The sequence below is a fragment of the Streptosporangium sp. CA-135522 genome, from assembly GCF_050949235.1.
Taxonomy (GTDB): Bacteria; Actinomycetota; Actinomycetes; order Streptosporangiales; family Streptosporangiaceae; genus Streptosporangium.
On record NZ_CP192026.1, the window covers coordinates 317,823 to 338,303 of the forward strand.

14 protein-coding genes, 1 tRNA gene and 1 pseudogene are annotated in these 20,481 nt (G+C 67.2%); 12 read left to right on the plus strand and 4 right to left on the minus strand.

The window, feature by feature from the left end:
- Window positions 1-165 precede the first annotated feature (165 nt).
- From ACQPYK_RS01570 to ACQPYK_RS01580, 3 genes are all read left to right on the plus strand, one after another.
- The gene (locus tag ACQPYK_RS01570) at window positions 166-2,037 is read left to right on the plus strand and encodes a hypothetical protein (RefSeq protein WP_433249008.1); all 1,872 of its coding nucleotides are present in this window, start codon (window positions 166-168) and stop codon (window positions 2,035-2,037) included.
- Window positions 2,038-2,599: 562 nt separating this feature from the next.
- Entirely contained in the window at window positions 2,600-5,317 is a 2,718-nt protein-coding gene (mobF, locus tag ACQPYK_RS01575) for a MobF family relaxase (RefSeq protein WP_433249011.1), read from the plus strand.
- Entirely contained in the window at window positions 5,254-6,588 is a 1,335-nt protein-coding gene (locus ACQPYK_RS01580) for a hypothetical protein (RefSeq protein WP_433249014.1), read from the plus strand. Before mobF ends, ACQPYK_RS01580 begins: the two co-directional genes overlap by 64 nt.
- A gap of 353 nt (window positions 6,589-6,941) precedes the next feature.
- Here ACQPYK_RS01580 and ACQPYK_RS01585 read toward each other — a convergent pair whose 3' ends face one another.
- Window positions 6,942-7,289, minus strand: coding sequence for a GntR family transcriptional regulator (locus ACQPYK_RS01585; protein ID WP_433249017.1), 348 nt, complete (start codon window positions 7,287-7,289; stop codon window positions 6,942-6,944).
- A gap of 698 nt (window positions 7,290-7,987) precedes the next feature.
- Between ACQPYK_RS01585 and ACQPYK_RS01590 the strand changes: the two genes are divergently transcribed.
- The 4 genes and pseudogenes from ACQPYK_RS01590 to ACQPYK_RS01605 all read left to right on the plus strand — a co-directional run.
- Window positions 7,988-8,386, plus strand: coding sequence for a hypothetical protein (locus ACQPYK_RS01590; protein ID WP_433249019.1), 399 nt, complete (start codon window positions 7,988-7,990; stop codon window positions 8,384-8,386).
- Complete coding sequence (locus ACQPYK_RS01595; protein WP_433249022.1) at window positions 8,387-9,262, plus strand: hypothetical protein; 876 nt, start codon at window positions 8,387-8,389, stop codon at window positions 9,260-9,262. It begins immediately after the preceding gene.
- Entirely contained in the window at window positions 9,259-9,558 is a 300-nt protein-coding gene (locus ACQPYK_RS01600; protein WP_355510411.1) for a hypothetical protein, read from the plus strand. The genes ACQPYK_RS01595 and ACQPYK_RS01600 overlap by 4 nt, the downstream gene beginning before the upstream one ends.
- A 5-nt stretch (window positions 9,559-9,563) precedes the next feature.
- Window positions 9,564-10,676: pseudogene (locus tag ACQPYK_RS01605) on the plus strand (recombinase family protein); the annotation flags it as partial.
- 135 nt (window positions 10,677-10,811) lie between these two features.
- Here ACQPYK_RS01605 and ACQPYK_RS01610 read toward each other — a convergent pair.
- Window positions 10,812-11,063, minus strand: a complete 252-nt coding sequence (locus tag ACQPYK_RS01610; RefSeq protein ID WP_433249025.1) for a hypothetical protein — start codon at window positions 11,061-11,063, stop codon at window positions 10,812-10,814.
- Window positions 11,064-11,220: 157 nt separating this feature from the next.
- A tRNA-Leu gene (locus ACQPYK_RS01615) sits at window positions 11,221-11,306 on the minus strand.
- Between the two features lie 167 nt (window positions 11,307-11,473).
- Here ACQPYK_RS01615 and ACQPYK_RS01620 point away from each other — a divergent pair.
- From ACQPYK_RS01620 to ACQPYK_RS01630, 3 genes are all read left to right on the plus strand, one after another.
- Complete coding sequence (locus ACQPYK_RS01620) at window positions 11,474-12,781, plus strand: M20/M25/M40 family metallo-hydrolase (RefSeq protein WP_433249028.1); 1,308 nt, start codon at window positions 11,474-11,476, stop codon at window positions 12,779-12,781.
- Window positions 12,782-12,952: 171 nt separating this feature from the next.
- The gene (locus ACQPYK_RS01625; protein ID WP_433249031.1) at window positions 12,953-13,513 is read left to right on the plus strand and encodes a hypothetical protein; all 561 of its coding nucleotides are present in this window, start codon (window positions 12,953-12,955) and stop codon (window positions 13,511-13,513) included.
- 233 nt (window positions 13,514-13,746) lie between these two features.
- The gene (locus tag ACQPYK_RS01630; protein WP_433249034.1) at window positions 13,747-15,501 is read left to right on the plus strand and encodes a chaplin family protein; all 1,755 of its coding nucleotides are present in this window, start codon (window positions 13,747-13,749) and stop codon (window positions 15,499-15,501) included.
- Window positions 15,502-15,698: 197 nt separating this feature from the next.
- On the opposite strand, the gene ACQPYK_RS01635 is transcribed toward ACQPYK_RS01630, so the two are convergent.
- Window positions 15,699-16,115: a DUF5703 family protein gene (locus tag ACQPYK_RS01635; RefSeq protein ID WP_433249037.1), complete on the minus strand. Its 417-nt coding sequence runs from the start codon at window positions 16,113-16,115 to the stop codon at window positions 15,699-15,701.
- Here ACQPYK_RS01635 and topA point away from each other — a divergent pair.
- Together topA and ACQPYK_RS01645 are read left to right on the plus strand one after the other, a co-directional pair.
- Window positions 16,042-18,690 carry a type I DNA topoisomerase gene (gene topA / locus ACQPYK_RS01640; protein ID WP_433249040.1) on the plus strand — a complete coding sequence of 883 codons (2,649 nt, stop codon included), beginning with the start codon at window positions 16,042-16,044 and terminating at the stop codon, window positions 18,688-18,690. The genes ACQPYK_RS01635 and topA overlap by 74 nt on opposite strands.
- A gap of 211 nt (window positions 18,691-18,901) precedes the next feature.
- A complete protein-coding gene (locus ACQPYK_RS01645) occupies window positions 18,902-20,338 on the plus strand; it encodes a metallophosphoesterase (RefSeq protein WP_433249043.1) in 1,437 nt (478 codons plus the stop codon).
- Window positions 20,339-20,481: the final 143 nt, after the last annotated feature.

Consider the following 20,481-nt stretch of genomic DNA (forward strand, 5'->3'; position numbering starts at 1 on the left):
GTCAGCAGGACCGTTCCTTTGTCTCCGGCCGCCTTGGACTGCGAACAAAACCGCAGACCAACCACCGCAAGAGCTTCGTTCTGCCACCCTAGATGCCGGTACAAGTAGCAGGATCGAGGGCAGAACATGTCTTTGGGCACATCACCCCCAGACGGAGCAGACGAGGTGCGCCATGCCCTCAAAGACCCTGAGCGTAGCTGGTCCAGCCCTGCTACCCTCACCGTGTGCGCGGCTGCGGCCGAACTGCACGGATGGTTGGGCGATTCACGCGCCTACGATCCGGGTAACCACAAGATCGCGCTGCGATCAGCCATCGATGACTTCACTCGTTCAACCAAATCTGCGCTGCCCGCGAAAGTCCAGGATGCGATACGGGCAGAGCTCAGGGCACTACAGCCTGAGCTGAGATCGCTGCACTCGGACCCGGCCATGAGCCGAACATCGGCTCTGTCAGCGCTGAATGTGCTCATCGAGCGTCTCAAGAGTTCCGATGTGCTCCAAGCGGCGTGGTTCGATCTATGGGCGAAATGCAGACGCCTCGACTCGTCCGCTGAGGCGATCGCCATTCGACGTGATCTCTTCTTCGAGCTCGTCCGTCTCGCCGAGCACGATCTGGAACATCTTCTCCATGACGTCGACGGGCTTCTCAGCAACGACGCGCGTACGGTCCAGCGTGTCCGCGTCGACTTGGGCGACGTCGTCACATCCGACGCCCTCGACGAGGCGCCGCAGGTGTGGGAGACAACCGATCTGAGCGCCGACGAGCGACGCGACCTTGTCAGCCGCTATCTCAGTCTGCCCGTCGCCTCCCGCCAGCACGTCCTGTGGCTGGCGTATGAACGAGCCGCTCTTCACTCGTGTACAGCCGTCACGGTCGGGAACATGGCCTTCTTCGACAGCCAGATCATCCCGAGCGAACCACAGGCGATTATCGCCAAACTGTCCCAGTACGGTGAGCAGTGGACTGAGTCCGATGGGTTGATGGCCGCTGAGATGCCGCGTGGCCAAGGCATCGTGCTGGTTCGCGTCTTTCTGCCTGCCGACACCTACGCCAACCCCGTGCGTGCTGCTCGCGACCAGGTCGAGGCGCTGGTCACACTTGGTAAGTTCCACGCGGACGCCGACCAGAGCCGAGTCTGGCATCTGCTCGCGGGCGCGCAGCACCAATCGCCCACTCATGTGCGCTTCCAGCGCATCACGCCCAGCAGCGGCTTTCCGGACAGGCAGCGCAGTCGTGACCAGCAAGCTCGCGTCTTCAAGGAGATGACGGCTTGGGCCACGAACCACAGCAAGATCCCGATCACGGAAGTTCAGCTGGCTGAAGCTATTGAACTGCTGGGCTGGTGGCGTGATGCCCTCAGTCAACCGGCCCTCGGCCGTGTGACGGCGAACGTGCGCGTGATCGAAGTCGCGGCATCAAGGGCGTCGACGCCGAAAGTCGTGCCGTGGGCAGAGCACCTGACCATGTACATGAAGCCAGCGTGGCTGGTGTATCAGACCCGCAGCGAGCTTGCTTCCACGATCTATGACGCGGTCGGAGCTGATATGTCGCAGCTGCCGACAACGATGTGGAAGCAACTCCAGGACATCGCAGACAAGACGGTGCACTACGACGGCCTCGACCGGGTCGAACTGGTGCCAAACTCGACCCGTCAAGCCGTCACAGAGCTGCTGGCTCTTTTCCCTCATCACCACCAGACGAGCCGACGGCTAAGCTCTCTTCACCAGCGGCTGGATGACCCGGCCGCCTTCCACAAATGGCATCGCGAGCTTGAGGCCCAGTGGGAGCGCCTGATCGACCGGCTCGTACGAGTGCGCAACGCCGTGACCCACGGTGGACCGGCGGCGAACAGTGCGATTGAAAGTGTCGCCCACTTCAGCGGCTGTCTCGCCGCATGGGAGATCGAGACACTCCTGGAGGCTGCCTTGACCGGCGACGGCCTGCCTGCTGCTCACCAAAAATTCCTGGCCAAGCAGTCGAATCTCCTGGACACCTGGATGAAGGCTCAACACCCGGGCGATCATCTCTACCTGTAGAAGCGTGCAACCGCTCAGACTCGGCCACCGCCTCCACCGCCTCCACAGCCTCACTGACCGACCAGGCCCGTGACCTCGATCGGCCCGTAACCATCACCGAACCCCTGACCCGGCATGTGTGGCACTGCGCGGTGTGCACCGCCTGCTGTCGTGCCAAGGTCCGATACGGGCTACGCCGTACGGCAGCGCTGCTGCCCGTCGATGACGACCGGCGCCACTGACAACAAATCCGCGTGACCCGCTGACAACGATCCCGCGCGTAACACCACGACCACCTGAGCCGATAGCGGGCACCCCCGGCCGCCCAAGGTGATCGGCAGCCAGTTACTGACATCAAATCTACGCGCAACAACCTTCAAGCAAGATCTTTCAGAAACCACTATTTCAACGCTTCTATCACCATCTCTAGTTACGATCTACCTAATATCAACACAATCTGTCATAATTCCTTACAAGATCAATTCAAGACTTAGACCGAAGGTATCTGCGATACATCTTGGGCTGCTCCCGCCATCAGCGGCCCTGCCATCGTCGCTACCGCCACCGTCTGGACGGGGGTCGCATGGCCTGGGTGAATGTGCTCGGTCCCTGCATGGAGCAGGTGGATTATCGACTACGGGAGGGCGCCGGTTGTGGCGTGCCGCATGCGGGCGAGCGCGGTCACGACCCCAGTGAAGAACTGGACGGGCAGCTGAGCTACCGGCTGGGCGGTGAGCGCGGGCTGGTGTGGATCGGTGCGGGTCTGCATGAGGTGGGCATCGTCCCGGGCACTGCGCTGACGGCCGACCAGCACGGCATGGCGCGGGCGTTGATGAACGGTGAGGACCCGATTACCGGCGAGCTGCTGATGAAGGCCAAGCATGTCGTCGATCCACGCGGCAAGCTGCCTGCGGCGCCGCTTGGGGAGGCGCTGGAGGCTACCGCAGCCAAGCGCGGTACCACTGTGGAGGGCCTGTTGGTCGCCCGCCCGGCGATGGTCAAGCGGGCGGCTCAGATGGCACGTGGTATCGCTCGGCAGGGCGAGGCACACCTGGTGCGCATTGATGATCTGGAACAGTTGGCCTTCGCCGCCGGTGTCGACCTGGCAGAGGTGTACGAGCGAGAGGAATTGGCGCACGCGCGTAAGTGGCGCGACGCACGGGTTCGCATCGGCAACCGCGGCTATGACCTGACTCTTGACGTGACCAAGAGCGTGTCGGTGCTGATCGGGCTGGCCGACCCCAGCTTCGCGGCGGCACTGGAAGATGTCGCCGCTGAAGCGGTGTTCGAGACGGTCGCGGCGGTTGAGCAGTGGGTGGGCTACGGTCAGCGAGGTCACCAGGGAAACGGCCGGCTGGCTGAGCAGATGGGCACGAGCGGGTTACTCGGCTGGGTGATGACGCACCGAACCGCGCGTCCGGTGGGGTCGTCGGCGCCGGATCCGCACTGGCATGCGCATGTGGTGATCGTGAACGCGGCGCGCGGGTTGGATGGGAAATGGTCGGCGGTCGCGTCCGGAGGACGGGACTTGTACCGGCACGCGCACGCCGCCGACGCCTTCTTCAAGGCGCGAGTGCGCCGAGTAGCGATTGAGCGCTACGGCATCGCCTGGATCCGGAATCCGGAGACCGGAGAGTGGGAGATCGCAGCCGTCCCAGCCGCGGTGCGGACGTTGTTCTCTAAGCGTGACGGCCAGGTGAAGCAGATACTGACCAAACTCGGCTTCGCCGCTGGAGAGGCCTCTCGGCGGGCCAAGAAGGTGGCCTCGGCCGAAAGCCGCCAGCACAGAACCGACCCCGGGCAAGCCGAGTTGCGCGCCGACTGGCACAACCAGCTCGAAGCGGTCGGCGTGGACCCGGTCGCGCTGGTCGCAGCCTGCCGTAGTGGCGCACCGTTGCCCGTGCGGCCTTCTCCGGCGGAGATCGCGGCGTGGATCTGGCGGCCAGAGGGCGGGTTGACCGCGCATCGCAAGGAGGTGTCCCGGGCCGCTGTGCTGGCTGCGGTCCTGGACGCGCTTCCTGGCGGGGTGACGGATCTGGCCGAGGCCGAGACGCTGGCCGATGAGGTGCTGACGCTGGCTCCAGCGGTGCGGCTGAGTGATGCCGGGGCGCGTCATATGGCCAACTCCGCTCGCTACACCAGCACCGACATCCTTGCCGCCGAACAGGCCCTGCTGGCCATCGTGCGCCGCCGCTACAACGGCGGCGTGGCCGTGCTGGACGCTGATGCTGTCTGCCTGGCCCTGGACACCTTCCAGGTCGGCCACCAGATGGCCTTCACCGGCGAGCAACGAGCTGTGCTGGAACGCGTCCTGCGCGCCGGACACGGGGTGGAGGCGATCATCGGCGTGCCCGGCGCGGGTAAGACCACGTTGATGGCCGCCGCCCGCGCCGCCTACGAGAGTCGGGGCCTGGTGGTCCGGGGCGCGACCACTGCGGCGGTCGCCGCCGCCACCCTGCGCGCCGAATCCGGCATCGGCACTGACACGATCGCCACCTGGCTGCTGCGCATCCAGCGCGGGCGGGGGTTGGCCGGGGTAGACGCGCTGGTGGTCGACGAAGCCGCCATGGTCGATGACCGCCAGTTGGCCACTCTCCTGGACGACGCTGAGCGGCACGGCACCAAGGTGGTGCTCCTCGGGGACCCCAAGCAACTGCGCGCGATCGGCGTGGGCGGCGGATTCGCTGCCATCCACCGCCAGGTCGACGGGCTGGTGCTGCGGCAGAACCGCCGCCAGTGCGACCCTCTCGAACGCCAAGCCCTGAAGTTGTTTCGAGCCGGCCAACACCGCCAAGCCCTGCACACCTGGGCCTCAGGCGGCCACGTACACGCCGAGGCAGGAGCCGACGACACGATGGCCCGGTTGATCGCCGACTGGGCCGGTGTCCGGCAACCGTACCGGGCGTCGAAGGGCCGGGCGTGCATGACGAACTGGCCGACCTGCTGGTGCTGGCAGGAACGAACGAGGCTGCCAACCGGCTCAACCTGGCCGCCCGAGCGATCCGCCGCGAACTGGGCGAGCTCTCCGGCCCTGAACGCCTCTACCACCTGGCTGGCGGCTCAAGCATCGCCCTGGCCGTCGGGGATCACGTACGGGTACGCAAGAACGACTACCGCACCCGCCGCGGCGAAGGCCCAGTGGACGTTCTCAATGGCTACCGCGGCCATGTCACCGCCATCGACAGCAGACGGGGCGTACAGGTCGAATGGCGTCGGGCTGGGCTGGATGGAGCCGCAGTGGTACGTGAATGGGTCAGCCCTGCCTACATCGCGGCTGGTGGTCTGTCGTACGGCACCGTGATGACCGTGGCCTCCGCCCAGGGCCTGAGCGGTCGAAACACATTCGTCTACGGTTTGGGCCTGGACCCGAACAGCGCGTACACGGCCCTGAGCCGCGATCGGCACAGTGCCCATCTGTACCTACCTCTTGAGCTCCTGGAAAGCGACGCCGACCGGCTCCGCCAAGGCCCAACCCGCGGCCCGGCCGATGAACTGCAGCGCGCCCTGGCCGCCTACGCCACGGCCCTCTACGGCGACCGCGCCGACCAACTCTTGACTCCCGAACCCGAACCCATCGCCCACCAGACACGCCTCATCCCGCCTGTCCAAGCAGACGCGTCTCCATATGCCGAGTTCGAGCGCGCCCAAGCCGAGGTGCAGGCCGCCGATCGCGCAGCTCGCATCACCGTGCAGCGCGCCCGCGTTCTGCAGTCCTTGACCAACTCCCCCTACGGTGTCGGGCTGGCCAACGACGCCGAGCTGAATCACCGCATGAACCGACTCGGGAGACAACTCGACACGGCGGTTGCCGAGGCCAGAGCCGCCGAACAGATCGCTCAGCGCCTGGCCGCTGAGGGCGGAGGCCCACAAGAACGGTGCCTGCTGGCCGAGCGCGCCGACATCGAGGAGCAGATCAGCCGGATTGAGACGGCCGAGGCCGCCGCCCTCCAGCTCCAGCAGGCACGCCAGGCGGTCACCGAGGGCCGCCAGCGCCTGACTGAGCTGCGCCGACAAGAGCATGCCGTCAAGGACGATCTGGCCAGCCTGCGCCCGTGGCAGCGAGGCCGTCGCCGAGACCTGACGGCCGAGCTTATCGACTTGCACGAAAGTGAGGAGCGCGTAACCCAGCACCTCGCGCCGATCCGTGCCCATGGCCCGGTCTTGGAAGAGTCCGCTCGCCAGACCGCCGCACAGGCCCCGCCGGTTGGCTCCTGGCCGCACTTGCGCCGCCGCCACGCCGAACTGTCGCACTCCTTCGACATCAGCCTGCAGGCTGCCCGAGACAGCGACGTCGACATTGTCAAGAGGCGCACTCAAGGGCTTCACCAAGCTCATAAGGCCGCTCAGCACGAACTCAGTACGATCCAACGCGAGATCATCCGCCGCGCCGACCTGCCACCTGACCAGCGCGACCTCGAACGAGCCGTCCGAGCCGAACAAGCCGCAGCAAAGCGACCGGATGCTCAGCCGCCCCACAACCGCATCGACCAGCGTGGCCCCTCCCAGGCATACCAGCCACCGACCAATCGCAGTCGCAGCGATCTTCGTCGTGGGTCTGGCTTCAGTATGTGAGCACGGAAGCGTAGGCGCTGCCCGGCGCGGGAGAGCGTCACTGCCTTTCGCGAGCTCTGGAAGAAGACACTGGCAGGCGGAACCGTCAAAAACGATCTTATTCAACGGCGGGTGAGAATCGCGGTCGCCCGAGTCTTCCTCGCAGGCCGATGATGGCCGTCGCGGAGCCGCACCTCCAGGTAGTCGTCCCTCGCTCCGCTCGGGCCGCTCCACCTGGACCTGTGGCTTCGCGACGGCCGATTCGGCTGCCAAGGAAGAGCCCGGAGCCCCGAGAGGGAGGAACCTCGAAGGTGCGTGGCATTGCACGCGCGATGTTCTGAAGGGATGGAGCTCGAAGGGACGCGTGGAGGGGGTCAGCGGCCTTCGAGGTCTTTCACGCGAGACTCCAGACCTTCTATGCGTTCGGCCAGCCGGCGCACCTCGGTCATCACCTGCTGAAGTTCGGAGGACGGCTCATTCCGGTCAGGAGCCTTGACCACGTATGTGCCGCGCGTCGATTGCGTGCTGATCAGGCCATCGTGCGCGAGTTCGTTCAAGGCTCGACGAACCGTCTCGACGGCCACGCCGTAGCGCTGGGCCAACTGCCGCCGCGCCGGAAGCCGCTCGCCGAGCTTGAGTCGACCTGCCGCCACCTCTTGACGCAGGTCGTCTGCAATCTGCAGGTAGGCAGGCTTAGGATCGCTGAAATCAGGCACGGACACAACACCAAGGCTAAGTCCTTCAGCTGTACTAGGAAAGCACAGTTGAGCTATACCCAGATTGAACTAGTACAGTACTGTCTACTTAGACCAATATGATCGCCAGACAAGGAGGAAAGGTGAGAGCGATCGCCATGGGCTGATGGCTCCGGCCTGGTGTGATGTCGGCCGTGCTTTGGATCACTAGCCGGATGGATGCGCGCGCACGGCAAACCAGCGGTGCGGTGTGAAGGTGATGAGAACGGTAGGAAGATCACGAGGCGCTGAAGCGCGAGGTGAATCTTCTGACTGCTTTGAGTCAAGACCAGCAAAGTGATTTGTGTCATCATGGCAGATACGTCTGCTACGTACGTGATTCCTGGAACACAAGGGGGTGAGGCGTCTGGGGGATCACCAGCAGTTGGGAAGCGGACAACTGCGCATGTCGGCGTAGCTGAACAGCTCCCGCCGAATCATGAAGTTGGTCCTCTGCAAGTTCACTACAGGAGGACCCGGCGCCCGCATTGCTTGCAGGCCGGCTGGCGCCGGGCCTCCCGCCAGACCCACTCGAAAGGAGTAGGTCATGTTCAGCATCCCATCCATCGCAAGCACAGACACCTTAGGGGTGCCTCACTGGCTCATGCGTCGGCTGCTGACTCTCGTCACCACTCTGACGGGACGCAGGCATCTTGACAAGATCTCAGCGATCGGAGTCAACGTCGATGGCTGACGCCGTCTGGCTGTCGTCAGATGGCCCCAATGGTGACGACTACACCAGCGAGGTCGCCGCAGCCGTATCCGAGGCCGTCCGCGTCCTCAATCACGCCACGCTCTCCCATGTCGGCGTCACCTATCCCTCCACCGTGTACGACGTCCTCGGCCGTATCGGCATTTCGACAGCTGGGCTTGACCAACTGCTGAGGCAACTCGGCGAGGCGTTGCGGCGCATGCAGGGATCCGGACAACTGGGTGACGACCATGGCGACCCCGGCGAGCGTCTTGACAAGGCTCTGTCAGAACTTACGGTGGCCCGGAAGGCAGCCCGTGACCTCGCGCTGCGAATCGACCGTGCCTTCAACACCACGGCCGGTCTGCATCTGACGTACAGAGGCAGGCACTAGATGAAACGGGAAGGGCTGTATTTCGACGACCGATTCCCGACTCGGAGGCAGGTAGCAGGCCTGTCGGACGCCGCATTTCGTATACATTTCACAGCAATCTTCTGGTGTGCCCACAACCTGACCGACGGTGCGGTACTCCAGGAAGACCTGATCGACGTGTGTCCGCGAGTGCGAAAGCCGCTGCGCTTCATCACCGAACTCGTGTCCCGGGGTACCTGGCATCTGCCTGGCGAAGAGTGTCCCTCCGATCTCTGCCCGGCGCCTGTGGCGAAGAGGTGGGTGATCCACGACTTCTTCGCATTCGTGCCCGCTAAGGAGCGGGTAGAGGCAGAACGGAAGGCCAACGCCGAGCGGCAGAAAAGGTGGCGAGACAGGCGACGCAACCGGACTGAGCCACACGCCGTCGACGGTGGCGTTAGTAACGCCGAACGTAACGCGTTACTAACGCCACGCAGTTCCGTCCAGTCCCCGAAGGGGACTAGGACGGAAGAAGATGCAGACAATCAGTCGTCTTCTCGTCGTAACGCGCGTGCCTGGGCGAACGACGACGACTCCATCGATCGCGGTATCGTCCAGCTCCTGGCTGAGTTGACCGGCCGCGAGATCCGCCTCCTCGATGCGGCCGCGATCCGCCACACGATCCTCGATGGCCGGTCCGTCAAGCACCGCAGTCGCTACGTGGCCAAGGCAATCGAGAAAGACCCCGACAAGTTTCTGCCTGCGGTCAAGGGCGTCGAGCCCAGTTCGTCGATGAGGATCGCCCCAGATTGGTGCGGTCACTGCGACGAGCGCACCCGGCAGATGGAACTTCGCGACAACACCGTGGCGCGCTGTCCGGCGTGCCACCCACTCGTAGCTAAGAGACCTGCGTCATGACCAGATGCCGAGGTGCCGACCGCAACGTGCGGATCTACGCCAAGGTACGGCGGCAAAACGGCCCCGACTCCAGTACCGCCAAGCACGTCGCCGGGGCCGCACCCCTACTCGCCAGCAACGAACGCATAGGAGCGCCTCTCATCATGACTGCATCCATCACTCGTAAACAGCCGACTCCGCACATCGTCTTACCAAGTGGACCGCCCCACCTGACGCCCAGCGCCGCCACGGAACTGCTCGCCATCCTGCTGGAGGCTCACCAAGCCATGCTGGTCAACCACCCCAACGCCGCATAGGACCCATGAACACCATCCGCTTCGCCTTCTACGGCCGGGTCTCCACCGAGGACAAGCAGGATCCCCAGTCCTCGCGAGGCTGGCAGATCACCCGCTCCCGCGCGCTCATCGAGTCGCGCGGGGGCATGATCGTCACCGAGTTCTTCGACGTCGACAAGTCCCGCTCGATCCCCTGGCAGCGCCGCCCGCACGCGGCGGCGCTGCTCGCCGAATTACGCAACCCCGACCGCGGCTTCGACGCGGTGGTGATCGGTGAGCCGCAACGAGCCTTCTACGGCAACCAGTACGGCCTGACCTTTCCCGTCTTCGAGCACTTCAGGGTTCCGCTCTGGGTGCCCGAGGTGGGCGGCCCGATCGACCCGAACAACGAGGCTCATGACCTGGTCATGAGTGTGTTCGGCGGTATGAGCAAAGGCGAGCGCAACCGCATCAAGATCCGCGTGCGCAGCGCCATGTCAGCCCAAGCCCAGATGGAAGGCCGCTTTCTGGGGGGTCGGCCGCCTTATGGCTACCGGCTGGCCGACGCGGGCCCACACCCCAACCCGGCCAAGGCGGCCGACGGCAAGCGTGCTCACCGGCTGGAGCTTGATCCCGTCGCCGTGCCCGTGGTGGAAGAGATCTTCGCGGTCTTCCTCGATGGCTACGGCCTGTTCGCCATTGCCGAGAGACTGACCCGCAACGGGATTCCCAGCCCATCAGCTCACGACCCGGGCCGGAACCGTCACCGCTCCGGCATCGCCTGGTCCAAGAGCGCGGTGCGCGCCATCTTGACCAATCCCCGCTACACCGGCCACCAGGTGTGGAACCGTCAGCGTAAAGACGAGGTCCTCATCGATGTGGACGACGTCGGCCTGGGCCACACCACGAAGCTCAGGTGGAACTCCAAGCAGGACTGGGTCTGGTCGAAGACAGTCGTTCACCCGCCGATCGTGTCCACGGAGGACTTCGACGCCGTGCAGATGACGCTGACGGGGCGAGGCGATCGCCACACCGACAAGACCCGCAAGCGCACCCCCAAGCCGTACCAGCTCCGGGGGCTGCTGTACTGCGGTGTCTGCGACCGCAGAATGCAGGGCCAATGGGTCAACGACGCGGCCTACTACCGCTGCCGCTTCCCCGAGGAGTACGCCTTGGCCAACCACCTCATGCATCCCCGCAACGTCTACCTACGAGAGGACCGCGTAGTCCCGCGACTGGACCGCTGGCTCGGCCGGCTGTTCGCGCCCCACAACGTTGACCAGACTCTCGACGTTCTAGCGGCCGCACAGGACGTGACACCGCCCGAGGCCCAAGCACTCGCTGTGGTACGCCGCCAGATCACCGAGTGCGACCGCAAGCTCGCCCAGCATCGGGCTGCCCTTGAGGCGGGCGCCGACCCGGCGCTCGTTGCTGGATGGATTCAGGAAGAGCTTGTCCGCAAGACCGCGGCCGAGCAACGTCTCGGCCGCGCGCACGTACTGCCTCAGAGGCGGCTGGGGCGTGATGAGCTGGCGGAGATCACGCACAGGCTTGGAGACATGGTGCGAGTTTTCTCGAATGCTGACCCGATCCGGAAGGCCAAGATCTACACGAACATCGGACTGCGGCTGATCTACCACCCGTCAAAACAGAAAGTCCTGGTCACGTCTGCACGTGACCAGGACCCCATAGGCCACCGGTTTGTGTCCGAGGGGGGACTTGAACCCCCATGCCCCGCAAAGGGCACTAGCACCTCAAGCTAGCGCGTCTGCCTATTCCGCCACCCGGACTTGGTGCCTGCACGCGGGACCGTCATCCCTCGTCGGCGGAATCAGGTTAGCAAACTCTTGAGCTTGCGTCATATCGGTATGCGAGCAGGCCCCGAGGGGATGCCCGCAAACCCCTGCGGCGGCGGGCAGGATGGGAGGCGCAGGCCGTACAAACCGAAGGAGTCGACATGACCGCGCTCAATGGTGAGGACGAGGTCGCGGAGCTGTGCCGTGACCTGATTCGGATCGACTCGACGAATGCGGGTGACAACTCTGGCCCCGGTGAGCGGGCCGCCGCCGAGTATGTGGCAGGGAAGCTGGCCGAGGTCGGTCTTGAGCCGCAGATCCTCGAGTCGGACAGCCGCCGGGCGAACGTGATCGCCCGCATCGCCGGGGAGGACTCCTCCCGCGACGCGCTGCTGCTGCACGGGCATCTCGACGTGGTCCCCTTCGACGCCGGTGACTGGACCCACCACCCGCTCAGCGGGGAGGTCGCAGACGGGTGTGTCTGGGGGCGCGGCGCGGTCGACATGAAGAACATGGACGCGATGATCCTCGCGGTCGTGCGGCAGCGGCTCAGCGAAGGCCGCCGGCCGCCGCGGGACGTGGTGCTGGCGTTCACCGCCGACGAGGAGGCGGGCGGCGCGTACGGCGCGCAGTGGCTGGCCGCCGAGCACAAGGATCTGTTCGACGGGTGCGCCGAGGCGATCGGCGAGGTCGGCGGGTTCAGCGTCTCGATCGACGAGGCCCGCAGGCTCTATCTCATCGAGGCGGCCGAGAAGGGCATCGCCTGGATGCGGCTGACCGCCACCGGCCGGGCCGGGCACGGCTCCATGCTCAACGGCGAGAACGCCATCACCGAGCTGGCCGAGGCGGTCGGCCGGATCGGGCGCTACGAGTGGCCGGTACGGCTCACGCAGACGGTCAGGACCTTCCTCACCGAAACCTCCCGGGCGCTGGAGCTCGAACTCGACCTGGACGACGCCGAGGCGACCGTGGCCAGGCTCGGGCCGCTGGCCCGGATGATCGGCGCCACGCTGCGCAACACCGCCAACCCCACCATGCTGGAGGGCGGCTACAAGGCCAACGTGATCCCGCAGACCGCCGTCGCGCACGTGGACGGCCGTTTCCTGCCCGGTTACGAGGACGAGTTCTTCCAGACCCTCGACGAGCTGCTCGGCCCCAACGTGACCAGGGAGTTCGTCTATCACGACATCGCCCTTGAGACCGGGTTCGACGGTCCGCTGGTGCGGGCGATGGCCGACGCGCTCCTGGCCGAGGACCCGGGCGCGCTCGCTGTGCCGTACACCCTGTCGGGCGGCACGGACCTGAAGGCGTTCAGCCGGCTGGGCATGCGTGGCTTCGGGTTCGCGCCGTTGAGGCTTCCCGCGGATTTGGATTTCTCGGGGATGTTCCATGGGGTGGACGAGCGAGTGCCGGTGGATTCGCTCCGGTTCGGTGTTCGGGTGCTTGACCGCTTCCTGGACGGTTGCTGACGTGTTCCCCGGAAAACCGTTGCGCTGACCCCGCGTAGTGCTAACGTAACTCTCCGTTGAGGGATCGGGTTGTGCGAAAACGAACCCGACCGGGAGCTTTGGGGAGGTCACGTGGCGCGCATGCCGCATGGGCAGTGGAGGGCGACGTCGCCCGCTGCTCGGCGCGTGCCCGTGGCCGTTTCCGCTGACGACGCGATCTTCGCCCGGGCTGACCGGATGGCGCGGTTCGCGGCCGGCACCTGGCAGATCGTCAGGCGAGTCTTCGCGATCGGCGGCCTGCTGGCCGCCGGATGGCTGCTCGCGGTCGTCTTCGGGCTCCTTGCCGCCGCTCCGGCGGCCGCGGACACCACCGCGGCGACGGGAGTGGCCCGCTCCGACGCCCCCGACTCAGCCGCTTCCGGATCGGCTCTCCAGGCCGAGGACTTCCCCACGGACAGCGGCGGGCTATCGGCGACAGGAAACGCCGAAGCCATGGCCGGGCGAGGTGTAGACGGGCTCACCAGCCAGTCGAAGCCGTTGTCCCCGGCACCCGCCACCGTTGACCACAGTTCTGGCGCCGACGGATTGGTGCCCCAGACCGGTGGTGGATCCGGCCTCTCCGGGCCGTGCATGGGGGACGTCGCGCGGTTCGTCTACGACCCGCGGCTGATGGCGCAGCGCGCCCCGCTGGCGTGCGTGCTTCCCCCCGTCGTCCGCACAGCGGCGGACGACCCTTCCTTCTCTCCTGACTGACTCCGTCTCGTAGACCGGCCCTCGTTTCTCCAGTCGAGCCCGCCGGTCGCGGAGCGTGCCTTTAGTCCCCATCTCCAAGGGGAGCCGCTCCGTTCATGACGGTGAGCAACTTCCATCCCTCGTGACGGCCGTCGGGCTTCCGCTGTGCGGGCCTCCGTCGAGATCTCGCATGCCTCCGCACGTCGAGCACGAGATGTCAGGTATCCCCCCAAGAACCGCAAGGAGCATCAATCATGCGTACGTGGGTTAAGGGCACGACTCCCGCCGCACTGCTCGCCCTGGGTGTCATGACCCTCGGCAGCGGCACGGCTTTCGCGGACACCTCCGGCGACCACTCGATCGGCGGTGGCAACCAGGTCAACGTCCCGATCACCCTGCCGATCGACATCAGCGGCAACTCCGCCGCCGTGGCCGGTGAGTCGGACGCGGCCTCCACGGGGGGCGCCTCCGTCGAGAACGCCGGTGGCGGCACCATCCCCGGTGAGACCTCCGGCAGGGGCAGCGTCCTGGGCGGTAACCAGGTCAACGCGCCGATCGCCGCTCCCATCAACGCCTGCGGCAACGCGGTCGCGATCTTCGGCGGCTCCGAGGCGGGCTGCAAGGGCGGCGCGGCCGTCAAGAACACCGGTAAGGCCGGCGGCGGCGGCAACCGTACGAACGGCGACCACAGCGTCCTGGGCGGTAACCAGGTCAACGTACCGATCACCGCTCCCATCAACGCCTGCGGCAACGCGGTCGCGATCTTCGGCGACGCCGTCGCGGGCTGCAAGGGCGGCGCGGCCGTCAAGAACACCGGTAAGGGCGCGACCGGCGGCAACAGGACCTCGGGCAGGTCGTCCGTGCTCGGCGGTAACCAGGTCAACGCGCCGATCACCGCTCCCATCAACATCTGCGGCAACGCCGTCGCCGTCCTCGGCAAGGCCTTCGCCGGGTGCAAGGGCGGCGCCGAGGTGACCGACCACGGCAGGTCCGGCAAGCCGGGGCGCCCCGGTAAGCCCGGCTACCCGGGCGGGCACGGCGGCTGGCGTCCCGGCTCGAACGGCAACGACACCGACGGCCGCTTCGGCGCCGGCAGCGGCAACCAGGTGATCGCGCCGATCAGCCTGCCCGTCAACGTCTGTGGCAACGCGGTCGGCAACGCCTCGGCCGGCTGCAAGGGCGGCATCTCCCTCGACCGGGCCGAGGCAGGCCGGGGCGCGGGCGGCAACACCACTTCGGGTCGTTCCGGGGTGCTGGCCGGTAACCAGGTGGTGGCGCCGATCACTGCTCCGATCAACGTCTGCGGCAACGCCGTCGCGCTCGCCGGTAAGGCCTTCGCCGGTTGCAGGGGTGGTGTCTCGGTCAAGAACGGCGGCCGGGGCGCGGGCGGCAACACCACTTCGGGTCGTTCCGGGGTGCTGGCCGGTAACCAGGTGGTGGCGCCGATCACCGCTCCGATCAACGTCTGCGGCAACGCCGTCGCCGTCCTGGGCGACGCCGCGGCAGGATGCCTGGGAGGCTCCCGCGTCGGCGGGCCTGGCGGGCACGGTGGGCAGCACGGCTACGGCCACTGGACCCGGATGGCCGGCAACCGGAACGGCGGTGGCCTGGTTCCCGCCCTCCCCGTCGTCCCGGCTCTCAGCGGTGTCGGGAGCGACAAGGTGGGCCAGGCGCATGGCTCCGGCCTGCCGCGGCTTCCCCTGGTCGACGAGGTCCAGGGCATGGCCGGCCTGCCCGAGCTCCCGGTCGTGCCCGGCGCCCGGACGACCGCTCAGGACGCGCGGCGCACGAGCGGCTCGCCGCTCGCCCCGGTGACCGGGCTGGTCTCCTCCACCCCGATCGGCGGCGCGCTGCCCGTCGGCGACCTCGGCCTGATGAGCGCCGCTCAGCCGGCCGGGGTGACCGGAATGAACTCCGGTTCGCTGTTCGCCCTGCTGTTCGGCGCGATGGCCGCCGCCTCGGCCGCGCTCTTCGCGACCACCCGCCGCATCCGTTTCGGCAAGAAGTAAGACAGCAGTAACCCTTCAGCCATGTCCCCTCGAATCCATCGAGGGAGACGCACAGACGCTTCGCCGGTGGCGAGGGAAGCCGCGGCCTCCGAGCCGTGTCCTCCCTCGCCCGGTGGGGCAGAGAAGCTTTGCCCGTTCCGGGGGCGCGGCCCGGGACGGGCAAAGCCATGTCCGGGGCCCGAAAGCCGTGCTCAACATCACATCGTCCTGGTCACACGTATGATCTTGCGACGCAATCGGACGTCCCGGCGGCCGTCGGGATACAGTCTCAGGCGGTCGAGTTCCCAGTCGCCGTATTCTGCGTGTTCGGTGAGAATCTGCCGGGCGGTGTCTCTGGAGGTGCCACGCGGAAGATGGAGAACCAAGTAGGAGTAGTCGAGCACAGCGATTAGTCTCCGAGGGTGGGCTGGGGGACGTCGGCACTCATAGGGCTTTATTGTGCGTCCTTGCGGCTTTCCTTGGAGTGTGCCCGATCCAGATCGGGTAACCCGAGAGGGAAGAAAACGGGGAACCAATGCGAACAGCGAGGTAGGAAGCAGCGTGCCAGCCAAGAACGGCAACGCCGGCGGAACCCGCCTGGTGATCGTCGAGTCGCCTTCCAAGGCGAAGACCATCGCTGGGTACCTCGGCCGCGGCTACGTCGTGGAGTCCAGCATCGGGCATATTCGCGACCTCCCCGAGAAGGCCGACGACATCCCGGAGAAGTACAAGGGTGAGACCTGGGCCCGCCTGGGTGTCAACGTCGACAGCGAGTTCGAGCCGCTCTACGTGGTCAACCACGACAAGAAGGCACAGGTGAGCAAGCTCAAGCAGCTGCTCAAGGATGCCGATGAGCTCTATCTCGCCACCGACGAGGACCGGGAGGGGGAGGCGATCGCCTGGCACCTCCGCGAGGTGCTCAACCCCAAGGTGCCGGTCCACCGTATGGTGTTCCACGAGATCACCCCAAGGGCGATCCAGGAGGCGGTGGCCAACCCGCGTGCCCTGAACCTGCGGTTGGTCGACGCCCAGGAGACCCGGCGCATCCTCGACCGCCTCTACGGCTACGAGGTCAGCCCGGTCCTGTGGAAGAAGGTCAAGCCTCGCCTGTCCGCCGGTCGCGTGCAGTCCGTGGCGACCCGGCTGGTGGTGGAGCGCGAGCGCGAGCGCCTGGCGTTCACCAGCGCGAGCTACTGGGACCTGCAGGCGCTGTTCGACACCGGCCGGGACGAGATCCCGCACGAGTTCAGCGCCACGCTGATCGGTGTGGACGGCAAGCGCGTCGCCCAGGGGCGTGACTTCGCGAGCAACGGCACGCTCAAGGGCGCCGACGTGGTCCACCTGGACGAGCAGGCCGCGCGGGCGCTGGCCGGGCGGCTGAGCGGCACGGCCTACAAGGTCAACTCGGTCGAGCGCAAGCCGTACACCCGCAAGCCGTACGCGCCGTTCCGGACGACCACGCTGCAGCAGGAGGCCAGCCGGAAGCTGGGCTTCTCCGCGAAGTCGACCATGCAGGTCGCCCAGCGCCTCTACGAGAACGGCTTCATCACCTACATGCGAACCGACAGCATCACGCTGTCGGAGACCGCCATCGCCGCCGCGCGCAGCCAGGCCATCAAGCTGTACGGCGCCGCGTACGTGCCCGACAAGCCGCGTGTCTACGCCAGCAAGGTGAAGAACGCGCAGGAGGCGCACGAGGCGATCCGCCCCTCGGGCGAGGAGTTCCGCACGCCGGGCGAGACCGGGCTGAGCGGCGACATGTTCCGGCTGTACGAGCTGATCTGGCAGCGGACCGTCGCCTCCCAGATGAAGGACGCGGTCGGCGAGTCGGTCACCGTCAAGGTGGGCGGCGCCTCCAGCTCCGGCGAGCGCGTCGAGTTCGGCGCCACCGGCCGGACGATCACCTTCCACGGCTTCCTCAAGGCCTACGTCGAGGGCGCGGACGACCCGTCCACCGACCGCGACGACTCCGAGAAGCGGCTGCCCAACCTGGACGAGGGCGACCGCCTCACCGCGGCCCAGCTCAACGTGCTGGCGCACGCCACCAAGCCGCCCGCGCGCTACACCGAGGCCTCGCTCATCAAGGAGCTGGAGGACCGGGAGATCGGCCGTCCCTCGACCTACGCGTCGATCATCGGAACGATCCTGGACCGCGGCTACGTGTTCAAGAAGGGCACGGCCCTGGTGCCGTCCTTCCTGGCGTTCGCGGTGGTCAACCTGCTGGAGCAGCACTTCGGCCACCTCGTCGACTACGACTTCACCGCCGACATGGAGAAGGTCCTCGACGACATCGCCAACGACCGCGCCGAGCGGGTGCCCGAGCTACGCCGTTTCTACTACGGCGAGGAGGGCGACGAGGGCCTGAAGGAGCTGGTGACCGACCTTGGCGAGATCGACGCCAAGGAGATCAGCTCCTTCCCGATCCGGGGCACCGACATCATGATCCGGGTGGGGCGTTACGGCCCGTACCTGGATCGTGAGGGCGCCCGGGTGAACGTTCCCGAGGACCTGGCGCCGGACGAGCTCACCGCCGAGATGGCCGAGGAGCTGTTCTCCCGCCCGACGGGCGACCGCGAGCTGGGCAAGGACCCGGTCACCGGTCACCTGATCGTGGCCAAGGACGGCCGTTACGGCCCCTACGTGACCGAGATCCTCCCCGAGGAGCCGCCGGCCGAGGGGAAGAAGAAGACCAAGAAGGCCGACGCGCCGAAGCCGCGCACGGGTTCGCTGCTGAAGTCGATGTCCCTGGACACCATCACCCTGGACGACGCGCTGAGGCTGCTGTCGCTGCCCAGGAAGATCGGGGAGATCGACGGCCAGGAGGTCACGGCGCAGAACGGCAAGTTCGGGCCCTACGTGAAGAAGGGCACCGACTCGCGCTCGCTGGCGTCCGAGGAGGAGATGTTCACGGTCACCCTGGAGCAGGCCACGGAGCTGTTCGCCCAGCCCAAGGCCCGGGGCAGGCGCGCCGCCGCGGCGCCTCCGCTGCGCGAGCTCGGCGAGGACCCCGTGTCCAAGAAGCCGATCGTGGTGAAGGAGGGCCGCTTCGGGCCCTACGTGACCGACGGCGAGACCAACGCCTCCCTGCGCAAGGGCGACGAGGTCGAGCAGATCACCACCGAACGCGCCGCCGAGCTCCTCGCCGACCGCCGCGCCCGCGGCCCGGCGCCCAAGCGCCCCACCCGCGCCAAGGCGAAGGCCAAGGCCTGACGGCCGTGCCAAGGTGAAGGCCAAGGCCTGACGGCCGTGCCAAGGTGAAGGCCAAGGCCTGACGGCCGTGCCAAGGTGAAGGCCAAGGCCTGACGGCCGTGCCAAGGTGAAGGCCAAGGCCTGACGGGTCGGGGAACGCATTCGCCGTCCCGGGCGTTCTTTGGAACGCGCCGGGTACGGCGGGCGGGCTTGGCGTGGGAGAGAGTGAGCGGTGACGGTCGTGGGCTTCGTGTCACTGGTCGTGGGCGTGGTGGCGCTGGTCCATTACTACCTCTGGCGCCGCCTGGTCCGGGCCACCACGGCCGAGGGGCGGACCCGCCGGGCGCTGACCTGGGTCATGGCCGGTCTGGGGGTGCTCGCCCCGCTGACGCTCATCGCCTCCCGGAGCCACTGGGGTCACGTCCTGGCCTGGCCGGGGTTCTTCTGGATCGCGGTGATGTTCTACCTGGTCGTGTTCCTGGTGCTGCTGGAGATTCCCCGCGCCCTGGCCCTGCTGGCCCTGCGCCGTTCCGATCGCCGTCGCGCCGCCACTCGCCTGGCCCGGCGTACGGCCGACCGGCGCGAGACCGGCGATCCCCGGGTCGCTCCGGTCTCCGAGCCCGCCCTGACGGCCACCCCTGCGGCCGGGGACGCGGTCTTCGGGGACGCCGTCCCCGGGAGCGTGGCGTCTGAGGGCGCCGCCTCCGACAGCGCCGCCTCCGGGCACACCATCGCTTCCGAACACGCCGCCGTCTCCGGGCATGTCGTGGTCTCCGAGCACGCCGCCGTCTCCGGCGGCACTGCTTCCGGAGACGCTCCCGCCCGGGCCGCGAGCGGATCGGCGGACATCGGCCGCCGGCTTTTCATCGCCCGTACGGCCGCCGCCGTCGCAGGGGCGGGAGCACTGGTCACCGTCGGATCCGGAGTCAGGACCGCCCTCGGTGACCCGGTGATCGAGCGGGTCCCGGTCACGCTGCCCCGGCTGGACCCGCGCCTGAGCGGCCTGCGTTTCGCCGTGGTCAGCGACATCCACCTCGGCCCGCTCACCGGCCCGGCGCACACCGAGCGCATCGTCCGCCTGGTCAACTCGCTCCAGGCCGACGTGGTCGCCATCGTCGGCGACCTGGTCGACGGTACGGTGGCCGAGCTCGGCCCGCTGGCCAGGCCGCTGCGGAGTCTCGAATCCCGCTACGGCGCCTACTTCGTCACCGGCAACCACGAGTACTACACCGCCAACGGCCCCGACGAGTGGATCGAGGAGCTCCGCCACCTCGGCGTCCGCCCGCTCCGGAACGAGCGCGTCGAGATCGCCCACGCGGGGGCCGTACTGGACCTCGCGGGAGTCGACGACGTCACCGGCGGCACCGCCGACCACGAGCGGGCGCTCGGTGGCCGGGATCGTTCCCGCTCCGCGGTCCTCCTCGCCCACCAGCCGGTCCAGGCTTTCCGGGCGGCCGAGTACGGCGTCGACCTTCAGCTGTCCGGTCACACCCACGGTGGTCAGATGGTTCCCTTCAATCTGATCGTCCCGCTGCAGCAGCCGGTCGTCTCCGGTCTCGGCGAGGTGGACGGCACCCAGGTCTACGTCACCCGGGGCGCGGGCTTCTGGGGACCGCCCGTCCGGGTCGGCGCCCCACCCGAGATCACCCTTCTGGAGCTTCGCGGCTAGAAGCTCGCGACCCGGTCACAGACTCCGGAAACAGGGCGCCGAGGCCTTCTTTTCACGGATGCTCCCTGCGGGGAACGGGCGGGACGTATTACCCTCATGCGACGAGCAGCCGGGCATATCCGCCCGGCGCATGTTTTCCCCAG

Excerpts from the sequence above, each read along its gene's own strand:
- mobF (WP_433249011.1), top strand. The coding sequence starts at position 2,600 with ATGGCCTGGGTGAATGTGCTCGGTCCCTGCATGGAGCAGGTGGATTAT.
- ACQPYK_RS01590 (WP_433249019.1), top strand. The coding sequence starts at position 7,988 with ATGGCTGACGCCGTCTGGCTGTCGTCAGATGGCCCCAATGGTGACGAC.
- ACQPYK_RS01595 (WP_433249022.1), top strand. The coding sequence starts at position 8,387 with ATGAAACGGGAAGGGCTGTATTTCGACGACCGATTCCCGACTCGGAGG.
- ACQPYK_RS01600 (WP_355510411.1), top strand. The coding sequence starts at position 9,259 with ATGACCAGATGCCGAGGTGCCGACCGCAACGTGCGGATCTACGCCAAG.
- ACQPYK_RS01620 (WP_433249028.1), top strand. The coding sequence starts at position 11,474 with ATGACCGCGCTCAATGGTGAGGACGAGGTCGCGGAGCTGTGCCGTGAC.
- ACQPYK_RS01630 (WP_433249034.1), top strand. The coding sequence starts at position 13,747 with ATGCGTACGTGGGTTAAGGGCACGACTCCCGCCGCACTGCTCGCCCTG.
- ACQPYK_RS01635 (WP_433249037.1), bottom strand. The coding sequence starts at position 16,115 with ATGGTCTTCGCCTTGGAAGGCGACTCGACGATCACCAGGCGGGTTCCG.